Raw genomic sequence first — 12467 nt, forward strand, 5'->3', positions numbered from 1 at the left:
CAGTGCTGCGCGGCGACTGGTGCCGATGGCCAGGGCCTCTCGGCCGGCCGACCGAGAGGTCGGTCAGTCGGTCAGTCGGCCAGCCGGTCAGTCGGTGAGCAGCGCCTCCCGCAGCCGCTCCAGGTCCCGCTCGCTCAGGCCCAGCCCGTCACGCAGATAGGCGTCCAAGGTGCCGAAGCGGGCCTTGACCTCGCCGAAGGATGCGTTCAGGTACCCGGCCCTGGCGTCCAGGACCGGCTTGAGACGGGCGGCCATCTCGGGGGTCTGCTTGGTGAGGGTGGCGGCGTTGCTCGCGGCGAGGTAGTCATTGGTGGCCAGGTAGTCCTGCATGACCGTGTCGCGGTCCACGCCCAGGGCCGTGAGCAGGGCGGCGGTGGCCCAGCCGGTACGGTCCTTGCCGCCCTCGCAGTGGTAGGCCAGCGCGTAGGAGCCGGGGTCGTCGGCAAGACGGAACAGCGAACGATAGGCGTTGATCGCCGAGGGCTTGGAGACGAGCCACTGGTAGGCGCCGACCATCATCTGCTCGGACGCCTCGGCCGTGGCGGGCAACTCGCTCTTGACATCCTCGCCGAAGACATCCCCGCCGAAGACATCGGCGACGACGTAGCGCGCGCTCGCGGGCACGCGGTCCGGGGCGGCCTCGGCGCGCTCGCTCGGCATGCGCAGATCGAAGTCCGTATGGATGCCCAGGCGCTGGATCTTGGCCAGGTCGGCGTCGGTGAGCGCTTGCAGGTCGTTGGTGCGGTACAGCACGCCCATCTTCACCCACCGGCCGTCGGCGGTGCGATAGCCGCCCGCGTCGCGGAAGTTGGCGGCGCCCTCCAAATGCAGCGAGCGGTCGGCGAGAGTGAGCGGGTTGCCCCGGTCGGGGACGAGGCGGAACCACTGGCGGTCGGCGGCGGGCAGTCCGCGTACGGTGACGGCAGCCTCGGCCCCGCCGTGCGCCACGGCCTTGTCGCCGGCGTAGACGGTCACCGAGCCGACGCCGGGCGCCTTCCAGGACACAGCGAACGAGCTGTCCTTCTGCTGGGTCACCGTGGCGTCGGTGAACGGAATCCCGTGCGCGGCAAGCGGTGCCGGCGGCGCGTGCCGGCCCGCTCCGGTGGGCGCGCCGAGCGGCTCGGCCGAGGCGAGGGGCGCGGTGACCCCCACTGCCGATATGGCGGCCACGAACGACATGGCGATGCGGCGGGCGGTCAGCACCGCCGCCGGGGAAGGGGAGTTCATAGCGGGACCGTACGATCGGAAATAGCCTGAAATTACCTAGAATTGGCGAAGAGGGCCGCCGCCAGGCCGGGAAGGGGGTCGCGTCCGTCGGGCTCCCGCGTGCCGCTTATGGGTTGGGCCGGGACGGGGCGGAACCGGACTGCGGGCCGTATGCGGTCAGGAAGCGGTTGCGGAAGGTGTCCATGCGCCAGACCGGTGCCTTCGGGCCGGGCCTGAGGCCGGGCGTCCAGCGCCAGCCGGAAATGCGCTTCAGCACTGCCGGGTCGTGGGCGACGAGCGTGACCGGGACGTCATGGCTTGCGTGGTCGCCGGAGACCTTTGCGACGGGCTGATGGTCGCCGAGGAAGACGAGGACGGTGTTCTTGGTGCCGTACTTCTGCAGGTACGAGATGAGGCTGTGCAGCGGGTACTGGATGGACTTGCCGTACTCGGTACGTACTTGGGCGGTGTGCTTCCAGACGTCCACAGGTTCCTTGCCCGCCTTCTTGATGTCGTTGTAGACGGAGCCGTCACCGATCTCGTCCCAGCCGATCGTCTTGGGGAGGGGCGCCCAGGGGTTGTGGCTGGAGGTGAGGATGACGAACGACATCAGCGGCTTCGAGCGTTGCTCGGCTCGCTGCTCGGCCGGCTCTTCGGCGTGGTTCCTGCCGCGTTCCAGGCGCTCGAAGGCCGACAGAGTGTACTGGTCGGGCATCGTTGACCAGCTGAATTTCGGGCCTTTGTAGCCGAGGTCCCGGGAGTCGTAGACGTGGTCGAGGCCGTAGAAGGATGCCTCCGGCCAGCCCTTGGTGAGGCCCGGCATGATGCCGACTGTTCGCCAGGCGCCGGTGCGTTTGAAGGCGCTGGTGAGGGTCAGGTGGTCGCCGGCGGTGAGGGTGCGGTAGCGCTGTTGGTTATCGATCCACAGGCCCGACATGAAGGTGGAGTGGCCCAGCCAGCTGCTCCCGCCGTAGGTCGCCGAGGTGAGCCAGCCGCTCCGTGCGGAGTACCCGGCCGCGCGCAGCCGTTTGGTCCCGTCCGCAAGGGCTGCGTCGACTCCCGGTGCCATCAAGGGGTCCTCGATGGCACTGCGTCCGTAACTCTCAATGAACGTGAAGATGACGTCCTTGCCGCGCAGCCCGGTCAGCAACTGGTCGCCCGGGGTGTCGCGGAATGCGTCGGCGGCGGCCTCTTTCGCGAACGCCTGCTCGTCCGCCAGGCTCGCCCGCACCTGCTGCGCACGGTTCTGTACGAGCCCGGCCGCGCTCTCTGCGGCGACCGGCACGCCGGCCACTTGCACGCCGAGCGCCGTGCAGGCGACCCAGACGGTCCCGAGCACCAGGGTGGTACGAGTCGCGGTGGCGCTGTGCCGGGCCATGACATTGCTGAGCCGGACGACCGCCAGCGTCATGAGGACGAGCAGGGTGAGAACGAGGGCCAGGGCTCCGATCGCGACATCGATCGCCTTCGCCCGGCCGATCGAGTCCTCGAGGAACGATTCGCCATCGCCGAGCAGGGGCCAGTCGAACACCGGGTTGAACCCTCGGCCGAGAGTCTCGTTGAAGCCGATATCGAGGAGGTTCAGCACGGTCAGCAGGCCGAGACCGGCCCCGGCGAGGGCAGACGCCACCCGCCTCGCCCTCGGAGGGAGGACGAGCAGAAGCGCGGCACCGAAGATGCCCTCCACCGGGATGCGAGCGAACTGACCGGGGGTCAGGAGGGTGAGCTGATTCGGCAGGAGGAGGGCGAGGAGGACCAGGACGGTGGAGAGTGCTGTGGTGGCGTATGCGAGGGTCCGCGCGGTGGCCGGATGACGGTCGCGCCAGGTGCCGCCACCAGCGGCGTCGTTACCCGCGGAGGTATCGTCCGGGATCCGCTCCGGAGGACCGTCCGGCGGCGGGCCCGCATCCGTGATGGGCTCTTCGGCTGTGACTGCCTCGTCCGCCGTAGCCGCTGCGTCCGCATTCGGCTGCTGGTGACAGCGCGTGGAGGGTGACAACGCGAAGGTCCTTCCGTGTGGGGCCCGGCGGTAGCACGGCAGACCGGACTGCTTGACCAGAGCCGCCGCCCTTGTCTATACGGCCGGGCGGCGGATTCCGTTCACGGCCGGAGCAGCAGAATCCGCTCACCGTCGGCCGAGCGGGTCATCAACCGGGACGATGCGACAGAGGTTGACTGTTGCGGTGGCGCCCTGTGTCTGCCAGGTCCGGCCGTCCGGCTGCACGGCGAAGCCTTCGTAACCGCCGAGCGACTCGAGCCAGGCGCGCGCGGCCGGGCCCATGGCGAAGGCGGCGGTGGCGTAGGCATCGGTGAGGGTCAGGCTGCGGCCGATCACCGTGACGGAGGCAGGGCCGTCGGCGGGGGCGCCGGTGCGCGGGTCGAGGATGTGGGGACCGCGTTCTGCGGTTCCGGAGGTGGCGATGGCGAGGTCGCGGCCGGTGACCACTGCGCACAGTTCACCGGGGTGTGAGGGGTGGGCGATGCCGATGCGCCAAGGTGATCCGGGTGCCGCTTCGCCGTGCAGCTGGAGGTCGCCACCGCCGTTCACGCAGGTGTTGCGTGCCCCCGCGGCGTGGAGAATCCGAGCCGCGCGCTCGATGGCCCAGCCTTTGACCAGCCCTGACGGGTCGAGGGTGCCGTCCGGTGTGTGGCTGAACCAGCCGTCGGTGGTGCGTCCGACGCGCTCGCAGAGCTCAAGGACCTCGCTTACCTCCGACGAGCAGTCGTCGCGTCCGATCTCGCCTCGTGAGAGCCGGCTGATGACGCTGTCGTGGCGGTAGGTGGAGAACACCTCATCGACGTGGTGCAGCCAGCCGAGGGCCTGCCCGAGGGCATCGGTGATGGCGGTTGTCGGTGTGTCCCGGATGTCGAAGGAGAACACGGTGCCCATCGCCTGCTCGACGTGCCGCAGTCCCCCTTCCATGTCAGACACCGGCCTGGTCCAGTGCACTCTGGAGGGACCGGATGTAGCCCGCGCTGGTGTAGCTGGCGCCGGATACTGCGTCGATGCGGGCGCCCTGGAGGCTCAGCGCCTCGTGCGTCAGGCGTGGCAGGGCGTAGGCGGCGATCTCACGGTCACGGCCGTTCTCGGACGGTTCGTGCAGCACCTTTACGGCGGCCAGCCGTCCGGCCCTGACGGTGGCCGCGACCTGAACGGTGCCGTAGCGGGTGCTGATCGGTGCGCCGGTGTACGTGCCGTTGGCGGGGTGGGTGCCCCGGTGCGGGGTGCCGGTCGGTGCCGGAGCCGGTGTGGTGTCCGGCGGCGCGGCTTCGCCGGTCAGGCCGGCACTGTGGTGCGGCTTGAGGGTGAGCAGCAGGATGACCAGAGCGCCGGTGGACGCGGCGGTGAGGACGGCTCGGCGCACAGGGTGACTCCTCAGAACTCGAATGACTCGTGGTGGATGTGGCGGCGCGGCACGCCCGCCCCTCGTAGGGCACGTATGGCGGCTTCGGTCATGCCGGGCGGGCCGCAGAGATAGACCTCGTAGGTGGCCAGGTCCGGTATGAGGCGGTTCAGAGCACGGGCCGTGAAGGGCATGGAATACGCGGCCGGTTCGCTGACGACGTAGTGCACGACCGCGCCGCGGGCGGTGGCGATGGCGTCGAGCTCGGCACGCAGCGCGAGATTCTCGGGCCGCCGTGCCCGGTAGAGCAGTGTGACCTCGCCGGGGAGGGTTTCGAAGAGGGCCCGCAGCGGTGTGATGCCGACACCGCCGGCGATGAGAAGCACCTTGGGGGCTCTGAGGCGGGCCGCGGTGAGCGCACCGTACGGGCCTTCGGCCCACACCCGCGTTCCCGGCCGCAGTCGTGCGAGTGCCGCGCTGTGCCCGCCGGCCTCCTTCACCGTGATGCGCAGGCGGTGGGGGAGCGGTGGCGCCGAGAGAGAGTAGGGGCTGGCGGTCCACCACAGTCCTGGTGCCAGAAAGCGCCAGCGGAAGAACTGGCCGGGCTGCGCGCCCAGTTCGGCCAGGTGGTGACCGGTGAGATGGACCGAGACCACGCCCGGTGCCTCCTGGCGGACGTCGGCGACGCGGAGCCGGTGGCGCAGCGCCCGCCGTACGGGAAGCAGGAAGCGGTACCAGGCGATGAGCGCCGCCACGGCGCAGTAGAGGGTGTACCAGGCCAGTTGGGCAGGACGGTGGCCAACGAAGTCGGCACCGTTGGAGAGCTGGTGGCCGAAGGCGAGGAAGACGGCCAGATAGGTGGCGAAGTGGAGGTAGTGCCACGCTTCGTAGGTCATTCTGCGGCGCGCCGCCCGCGCCGAGACGATCCCGGTGGCGATCAGAAGCAGAAAGGCCGCGGTCGCTTTGAGCATGTCGGGAAAGTCGAGGACGAGATCGCTCGTCTCGCTCACCACGTTGTTGTGTGAGGCCAGCGAGTACCCCCAGATGATCAGCAGGGTGTGGGCGAGGACGAGGGAGATGGTGTACCGGCCGCCCATCGCGTGCCAGCGAGCCAGGCGGTCCGTTCCCAAGCGGTGATCCAGCAGGGGAACCCGGGCCATCAACGCGACCAGCACCGCGCAGGCGTATCCGGCGAGCAGGCCGGTGATCCGGCCGGCACCGGTGAGCCAGTCCGCGGGGCCCACCACCGATGTGGTGCCGGTCCACCACAGGCCGAGGACTCCGGCGGCGCCCGCCCAGATGACTCCCTGGGCCAGCAGTGGGGTGAGGGACGGTGGCAGACTGCGGGATGCACCGCGGCGGGTGTGCGAGATGGTGCTCATGTGGCTCCCTTTCCGTGGTGGGCGCCAGCGTCGCAGTGCAACCTCTGAAGAACTTCTGAGCGCCGCGAGGACTCCGCACCGCACGGGGAACCCAAGCGGGATTCACAGGAAACTCAGAGCAAGCTCTTAACCTTCGCGCCGGAGTGCGGGTGATGCTGGACAGACCATGAACACTCACCTCCCCACTGCCCCTCTGCGAAGCGACGACGGCTCGCCGATGCGGGTCCTCGTGATCGACGACGAGCCGGACCTCACCGAGGTGCTCTCCGGCGTTCTGTCCGGCGAGGGGTGGCAAGTCCGCACCGCGGCCGATGGCGGCACGGCGCTCGCCGTGGCGCGGACCTTCCGCCCCCACGCCGTCGTCCTGGACTGGATGCTGCCCGACATGGACGGCCTGCGAGTGCTGCACCTCCTGCGCCAGGAGCTGGAGACGGTGCCTGTCCTCTTCCTGACCGCCCGAGACGCCGTCGAGGACCGCATCGCCGGGATCACTGCGGGCGGCGACGACTACGTGACCAAACCGTTCAGCCTGGAAGAGGTGCTGGCCCGCTTGCGTGGCCTGCTGCGCCGGGCCGGCATGACACGGGAGACGGACGGTGACCGCCTGGTCGTCGGGGATCTGGTGATGGACGAGGAGGCCAGGGAGGTCATCCGCGCGGGCGAACTGATCGACTTGTCCCGTACGGAGTTCGAACTGCTGAGATTTCTGATGCGCAATCCGCGGCGGGTGCTGTCCAAGGCACAGATCCTCGACCGCGTCTGGTCCTATGACTTCGGCGGCCGGTCACATGTGGTCGAGCTCTACATCAGCTATCTGCGCAAGAAGATCGACGCAGGCCGGGCCCCGATGATCCATACGGTCCGCGGCGTCGGATATGTCCTCAAGCCGGAGTGGTGATGACGAGCGCCCCCCATGTCCGGACCCTGGTGAAGCGGCTGCTCCCGCGTACGCTGCGCAGTCAGCTCACCGCGGGGCTCGTCGCGCTCCTGGCGCTCGCGTGCGTGGCCGTGGGGGTGACCACGGTCGTCGCGCTCGACGGCTTTCTGGTCCGGCGCCTGGACCAGCAGCTCGCCGCGTCGGCCGGCCGGTTCGCGGTGAGTCTGGAACACGAGGCGCGGCCGGACGCCGACAACCGGCCCGATACCCGCGGCCAGTCGGAGGGCACCTTCGGCGCACGGCTGCTCCGCGGCACACCGACGCAGGCAGCCGTCGTGCGGCGGCAGACGGATGCCACGGTGGCGCTCACCGCCACCGACCGCCGGGCTTTGGCAGGCCTGCCCACCGACGGCACCGGGCATGGCATCCGCCTGTCCGCGCTGGGCCGGTACCGCGTCAACGCCGTAGCGGGGGACGACGGCGATGTGCTGATCACCGGCCTGCCGCTGCATCCCGTCGAGGAAACCGTGCACCAGTTGGAAGCGGTGGAGACGGCGGTCTTCGGCGGGGCACTCGTGGTCACCGGTGTGCTGGGGGCGCTCTGGGTGCGGCTGTCGCTGCGACCGCTGCGGCGCGTGACCGCCACGGCCGCGAGCGTGGCGGAGCTGCCGCTGGCCAGTGGTGAGGTGGCCATGCCGGAGCCAGTGCCGGTGGCCGACCCTCGCACGGAGGTCGGCCAGGTGGGCACCGCCCTCAACCGCTTGCTCGGTCATGTCGGAAACGCCTTGGAACGCCGTCAGGCGAGCGAGGAGCGACTGCGCCACTTCGCCGCTGACGCCAGCCACGAGCTGCGGACCCCGGTGGCCAACGTCCGCGGTCACGCAGAACTCGCCCTCCGCCACAAGGGGCCCGTGCCCGGCGAGGTACGGCGTGCCCTGGACCGTATCCAGTCCGAGTCGGAGCGGATGAGCCGCCTGGTGGATGACCTGCTGCTGCTCGCCCGCATCGACGCGGGCCGTGCTCTGCAGCGGAAGCCGGTGGATCTGACCCGACTCGTACTCGATGCCACCGATGACGCACGGGCGGCCGGGCCCGACCACCGGTGGCTGCTCGACCTTCCTCAGACGGCGGTGACCGTTGCCGGGGACGACCACCGGCTCCAGCAGGTCATCGGCAACCTTCTCGCCAACGCCCGTACGCACACCCCGGCCGGCACCGCGGTGACGGTACAGCTGGTGAGTGGCGAACAGGGCACTCGGCTGTCGGTTGCGGACGACGGCCCCGGCATCCCCGAAGAACTCCGGCCCGAGGTCTTCGGCCGCTTCGTGCGGGCCGATCACAGCCGTTCGCGGACCGCCGGCGGCACCGGCTTGGGGCTCGCGATCGTCCAGGCAGTGGTCATCGCGCACGGTGGCACGGTCACCGTGACGAGCCGTCCCGGGGGCACGTTGTTCACGGTGGCGTTCCCTCCGAACCCGAGCGCCGAAGGCTGACCGGTCGGCTCCGGGGTCTCGGGTGGCGCGCACCGCGCTCTGCCACGCCGAGTGTCCTGTGGCTGCGGTACCGCCGCGCGGGTGAGGGGCGCCGGAGTCACTCCAGCCCGGCCGCGTGGTCGGGAACGTACGTCTGCAGGTCCCGGGGCGGCCGCTGGTAGCCGGTGCCCGGCGGCCTCGGCGGCAGTTCGAGCGCCGGCGGGGCGATGTGGCGATACGGCACCGTGGACAGCAGGTGGGCGATCATGTTCAGGCGGGCCCGGCGTTTGTCGTCGCTTTCCACGACGTACCACGGTGACCCCGAGATGTCCGTGTGCACCAACATCTCGTCCTTGGCGCGCGAGTAGTCCTCCCATCTGGTCAGCGACTCGAGGTCGATGGGGGAGAGCTTCCAGCGGCGGGTCGGGTCCTTGAGCCGGCGCCGGAACCGCTGCTCCTGTACCTCGTCGCTCACTGAGAACCAGTATTTGCGCAGCAGGATCCCGTCCTCCACCAGCATCCGCTCGAAAGCCGGGCACTGCCGCAGAAACAGCTGGTACTCGGAGGGGGTGCAGAAGCCCATGACCCGCTCGACGCCGGCCCGGTTGTACCAGCTGCGGTCGAACAGCACGATCTCGCCCGCCGCGGGCAGGTGCTCCGTATAGCGCTGGAAGTACCACTGCGTCCGCTCACGCTCGGTGGGGCGGGGCAGCGCCACGATGCGCGCCACCCGGGGATTGAGATACTGGGTGACGCGTTTGATCGCGCTTCCCTTGCCGGCCGCGTCGCGCCCCTCGAAGACCACCACGAGCCGGGCCCCCTCGGTACGCACCCACTCCTGCAGCTTCACCAGCTCCGTCTGCAGCCGGTACAGCTCCGGTTCGTATACCGACCGCGACAACTTCGCACGACTCCCGCTACCCGGTGACTCCGCCATGCGACGACCGTACGAAGAATTGCCGCCCCCAGCTCGGGCAGGAGAGCCGAACGGGGCCAGGGGCCGCTCGAGGCTCCAGGCCGGGTGTCACCAGCCCGAGGCGGACGCCGTGCAGTCCCAGTCTCCGCAGGGCCTGACGGGTGCCCTGCAAATCGTCCCCACGACGTCCGGCGCAGTCTCGGCCACCGGTATGTCGGATTTCTCTATCCTGCGGTTCGCCCTCGAAGTCCCTGGAAGTCCCTCGAAGTCCCTCGAAGAGGTGCCGGATACAGCTTTCGTGCAGAATCCAGGCTTGGCACAATTCATCACCGACGAGTGCGAGACGGACTCTTGGTCCTGGAGAGTCGCGACCCGGACGACATCCCCCTTGGCCATTGGCTAATTCTGGTGAACATGGAGACCGGCATGTCCCGTCTTGGGGCAGTGGAAGACCGGCCCTTTTGCAAGGAATAGACCCAAATTTCCCTACGCCGAGGGCCCCACCAGGGGGCCCTCGGCGTTTTCTGTCTACTTGCCGGACTTCTCGTAAGCCTCACGAATGGGAGCGGGTACCCGGCCGCGTTCGTTGACCTCGTAGCCGTTCTCCTTCGCCCATGTCCTGATCGCGGCAGTGTCCGTAACTCCGGCGGCCGCGTTCCGTGGCTTACGGGACCTTCCGGTCTTACGGCCGGCCTTCAAGAATGGGCCCACTGCCTCCATCAGCTGGTCGTAGCTGTCGGGGGCCAAGTCGATCTCGTAAGTCACACCGTCGATGGAAAGGGTGTGCGTTGCGGCCTCGGAGGACTCTTCGCCCGTGAGGTCGTCTGTGTAGATGGTGACAATCTTCTGTGCCATGCGCAGAGTATAAAGGCGATTCCGGCTTGCCATCTCCGCGACGGCTGGGCCGGCGGACGTCGAAAGTTCCTCAAACAGCGGTCGGCAACGCGTTCAGTCGTTCGCGGAATTCGCGTACGGCCCGGTATGGGCCGATGTGTGGTGAGGCGCTCTGGAAACTCTTTCCGCCGCGATTCCGCGAAACCCCAGGTCAGCGGATGTGAGCAGGATCGTCCCTGCCAGGACATCCTCGATCGGTGAGACTAAGGGCTGTCCCGTAAAAGATCTCTGAGGCGTGTCCGGGCCCTCTGCGCGCCGGCCGCTAATCCGGCAAGGACGAGGTTGTGCAGGAGGGCGAGGCCGAGCATGGCGTGGTGGAAGCCGCCGCCTTTGGGGCCGATTCTGTTCTCCTGACTTACCGTCATCTCCGCCATCGCACGCCCAGCCCGTGTGGCGGCAGCCGTTCACACGACCTGTGAGACTTTGTAGGCGATTCCGCCTTCGACCAGGTATCCCGACCCCACGCAGACGATGTCGTTCAGCCATGCGTATCGCTTCGCCCCTGTTTCGAAGAGCGGATTCGTCCGGAAGTAGTAGCGAGCGGGGTCGACCTGGTGCCTCTTGTCGGCATTGGCCATGTCGGCCCGCAGTTCGGGCGGGGTGACCCAGCGGCCACCGTAGGTCATGTGCAGCAGATCATCATCGTGCGTGTGCAGTGTCAGCCGGACGTCGAGCGTCATCACTCCGTCGGGGCGGAACAACGTCCAGTCGCCGCCGCCCGCCAGCACTTCGCCCCGTAGCCTTGGCCCTTCGAACGTTCCCCCGGCGGCGCCGAAAAGAACTCGTTGTCCCATCGGGCCGTCGCCGATGTTCAGCCGCGGATTCAAATCGACGACCATGTCGAAGAGATGCACCGTCTTGATCTCGCCGACGTTCTTCACCCGTGGATCTGATGTCATGTTTCATCGCCTTTGATCGATTCGATCTGGCTGGTCGAGAACGGGGGATGCGGGCGGCTCGTGTCCAAGAAGCCCGGTTGCCGATGCTGATGCCGATGCCCATGCCGATGCCCATGCGGCAAAGCCTCGGGATCCACGGTGTCCCCGAACAGCGTTCGCCTGACCGCGTCGGCCGAGACACCTGACTGGGCACAGAGTGCCGACAGGTCGAAAAAGAACCGCTCGCCGGCGATCAAGCCGTCCTTGAAGGCGAACTGGATGAACACCGGAAACTCGGCACGCCTCCCGTTGGGGACCACGCCGAACCGGTCGCCCGTCATGGTCATCCTCGCTGTCCCCCAGCAGACCAGCGCGTCGCCGCTTTCGGCGTGGCCCTGGAGGTCGATGCCGTAGTCCGGAAACGAGGCAAAGAATCTGATCAGCGCCTTCTCGTTCTCATCCGGGCCGCGGGCCGTCGTCCCGAATGCCGGAGTCTCCAGAACCATGTCCCGGTGAAAGAGCTCCATGGCCGCGGACACGTCCTGCCGGCTTTTGGCGACAGCCAGCTCCTGCGCCAGTTCGAACATTCGATGGCCGTCCAATGTGCGAGCACCCCCGGTTGCCGTGCGGACTCCAAGCACCAGGACTTGCGTGCGCCAGAGACAGGAAGGAGTCCGCGATGAAGGGCGCTCAGGTGACCGCCCCAAACAAAACGTACGACCGGTCGTACTCTTACGCAAGGAGTCTGGCAAAATGACGGCGATGAGCGAACTGGAGCAGCGGTCGGATGCGGACGACGTCGTCCACCCAGGCGACGGCGAGGGTGCCGACGCGGTGATTTCGGACCAGCGCCTGCTGCGTGGCGCGCGGTCCAGGCGGACGATCGTCCGCCATGCCGTGGACGTGGCCTCACTGGAAGGGCTGGGCGGGCTCAGCCTCGGCCGGCTGGCCACCGATCTCGGGATCAGCAAGAGCGGTGTCCAGACCCTTTTCGGGACGAAGGAGAACCTGCAGGCCGCCGCAGTCGAGGTGGCCCGTGACGTGTTCAATGACGCCGTCGTCCACCCCGCTCGGACCGCGCCTCGCGGCGCGGCGCGAGTGCGTGCGCTGATCGAGCGGTGGATCGAGTACGCAGCGGTGCCGCTGTTCCCGGGAGGCTGCTTCTGGGCGGCGAATCTTGCGGACTTCGACAGCCGCCCCGGGCGAGTCCGTGACGCACTGTTCCATTGCCAGCGCGACTGGCGTCACCTCATCGCCGCCGAGCTGCGACACGCCGCCGACGCCGGGGAGATCGCCGAACTCGATGTCGACCTCGCGGCTTTCCAGATCGACGCGGTCCTCATCGCCGCGAACACCGCGTTGCGGATGGGCGACGAGGAAGCCGAAGACGTCGTGGACAAGGTCCGCCGCGTGGCCGAAGGGTTCCTCGCACCCCCACGCTGATCCGTCGTCCCGGGCACCGTGCTCGGGGGCGTGTCCCCGACGCGTGGAGCGGCAT

At 68.6% G+C, this 12467-nt stretch carries 12 protein-coding genes; 3 read left to right on the plus strand and 9 right to left on the minus strand.

What is annotated here, in order from left to right:
- Nucleotides 1-87 precede the first annotated feature (87 nt).
- The 5 genes from ACZ4S3_RS11020 to ACZ4S3_RS11040 all read right to left on the minus strand — a co-directional run bounded on the left by ACZ4S3_RS11020 (nt 88) and on the right by ACZ4S3_RS11040 (nt 5932).
- A complete protein-coding gene (locus ACZ4S3_RS11020) occupies nt 88-1227 on the minus strand; it encodes a tyrosine-protein phosphatase (RefSeq protein ID WP_467930317.1) in 1140 nt (379 codons plus the stop codon).
- Nucleotides 1228-1333: 106 nt separating this feature from the next.
- Nucleotides 1334-3205 (minus strand): alkaline phosphatase family protein, encoded by a 1872-nt coding sequence (locus ACZ4S3_RS11025; protein ID WP_467930320.1) that lies wholly within the window; start codon nt 3203-3205, stop codon nt 1334-1336.
- A gap of 126 nt (nt 3206-3331) precedes the next feature.
- Nucleotides 3332-4138, minus strand: a complete 807-nt coding sequence (locus ACZ4S3_RS11030) for an FAD:protein FMN transferase (protein ID WP_467930325.1) — start codon at nt 4136-4138, stop codon at nt 3332-3334.
- Nucleotides 4131-4571 (minus strand): FMN-binding protein, encoded by a 441-nt coding sequence (locus ACZ4S3_RS11035; RefSeq protein ID WP_467930329.1) that lies wholly within the window; start codon nt 4569-4571, stop codon nt 4131-4133. The genes ACZ4S3_RS11030 and ACZ4S3_RS11035 overlap by 8 nt, the downstream gene beginning before the upstream one ends.
- 11 nt (nt 4572-4582) lie before the next feature.
- Nucleotides 4583-5932 carry a ferredoxin reductase family protein gene (locus ACZ4S3_RS11040; RefSeq protein WP_467930333.1) on the minus strand — a complete coding sequence of 450 codons (1350 nt, stop codon included), beginning with the start codon at nt 5930-5932 and terminating at the stop codon, nt 4583-4585.
- A 166-nt stretch (nt 5933-6098) separates the two neighbouring features.
- Here ACZ4S3_RS11040 and ACZ4S3_RS11045 point away from each other — a divergent pair, with 166 nt between their 5' ends.
- Nucleotides 6099-6830 (plus strand): response regulator transcription factor, encoded by a 732-nt coding sequence (locus tag ACZ4S3_RS11045; protein WP_467930337.1) that lies wholly within the window; start codon nt 6099-6101, stop codon nt 6828-6830.
- Nucleotides 6831-6859: 29 nt separating this feature from the next.
- The gene (locus tag ACZ4S3_RS11050; protein ID WP_467931536.1) at nt 6860-8302 is read left to right on the plus strand and encodes a sensor histidine kinase; all 1443 of its coding nucleotides are present in this window, start codon (nt 6860-6862) and stop codon (nt 8300-8302) included.
- Nucleotides 8303-8399: 97 nt separating this feature from the next.
- Here the strand turns inward: ACZ4S3_RS11050 and ppk2 are convergent, their stop codons facing one another.
- The 4 genes from ppk2 to ACZ4S3_RS11070 all read right to left on the minus strand — a co-directional run bounded on the left by ppk2 (nt 8400) and on the right by ACZ4S3_RS11070 (nt 11556).
- On the minus strand, nt 8400-9218 hold the full coding sequence (ppk2, locus tag ACZ4S3_RS11055; protein WP_467930340.1) for a polyphosphate kinase 2: 819 nt from the start codon (nt 9216-9218) through the stop codon (nt 8400-8402).
- Nucleotides 9219-9725: 507 nt separating this feature from the next.
- Nucleotides 9726-10052 carry a histone-like nucleoid-structuring protein Lsr2 gene (locus ACZ4S3_RS11060; protein WP_467930344.1) on the minus strand — a complete coding sequence of 109 codons (327 nt, stop codon included), beginning with the start codon at nt 10050-10052 and terminating at the stop codon, nt 9726-9728.
- Between the two features lie 443 nt (nt 10053-10495).
- Nucleotides 10496-10972 carry a DUF3237 domain-containing protein gene (locus ACZ4S3_RS11065; protein WP_467930346.1) on the minus strand — a complete coding sequence of 159 codons (477 nt, stop codon included), beginning with the start codon at nt 10970-10972 and terminating at the stop codon, nt 10496-10498.
- A gap of 14 nt (nt 10973-10986) precedes the next feature.
- Nucleotides 10987-11556, minus strand: coding sequence for an ester cyclase (locus tag ACZ4S3_RS11070; protein WP_467930349.1), 570 nt, complete (start codon nt 11554-11556; stop codon nt 10987-10989).
- A gap of 166 nt (nt 11557-11722) precedes the next feature.
- Here ACZ4S3_RS11070 and ACZ4S3_RS11075 point away from each other — a divergent pair, with 166 nt between their 5' ends.
- Nucleotides 11723-12412 (plus strand): TetR/AcrR family transcriptional regulator, encoded by a 690-nt coding sequence (locus tag ACZ4S3_RS11075; RefSeq protein WP_467930353.1) that lies wholly within the window; start codon nt 11723-11725, stop codon nt 12410-12412.
- Nucleotides 12413-12467 lie beyond the last annotated feature (55 nt).

The sequence above is a fragment of the Streptomyces sp. NPDC028368 genome (assembly GCF_055565615.1).

Bases quoted from the DNA above. Each gene is read 5' to 3' on its own strand.
- ACZ4S3_RS11060 (WP_467930344.1), bottom strand. From the start codon at position 10,052: ATGGCACAGAAGATTGTCACCATCTACACAGACGACCTCACGGGCGAA.
- ppk2 (WP_467930340.1), bottom strand. From the start codon at position 9,218: ATGGCGGAGTCACCGGGTAGCGGGAGTCGTGCGAAGTTGTCGCGGTCG.
- ACZ4S3_RS11040 (WP_467930333.1), bottom strand. From the start codon at position 5,932: ATGAGCACCATCTCGCACACCCGCCGCGGTGCATCCCGCAGTCTGCCA.
- ACZ4S3_RS11020 (WP_467930317.1), bottom strand. From the start codon at position 1,227: ATGAACTCCCCTTCCCCGGCGGCGGTGCTGACCGCCCGCCGCATCGCC.
- ACZ4S3_RS11070 (WP_467930349.1), bottom strand. From the start codon at position 11,556: ATGTTCGAACTGGCGCAGGAGCTGGCTGTCGCCAAAAGCCGGCAGGAC.
- ACZ4S3_RS11045 (WP_467930337.1), top strand. From the start codon at position 6,099: ATGAACACTCACCTCCCCACTGCCCCTCTGCGAAGCGACGACGGCTCG.
- ACZ4S3_RS11075 (WP_467930353.1), top strand. From the start codon at position 11,723: ATGACGGCGATGAGCGAACTGGAGCAGCGGTCGGATGCGGACGACGTC.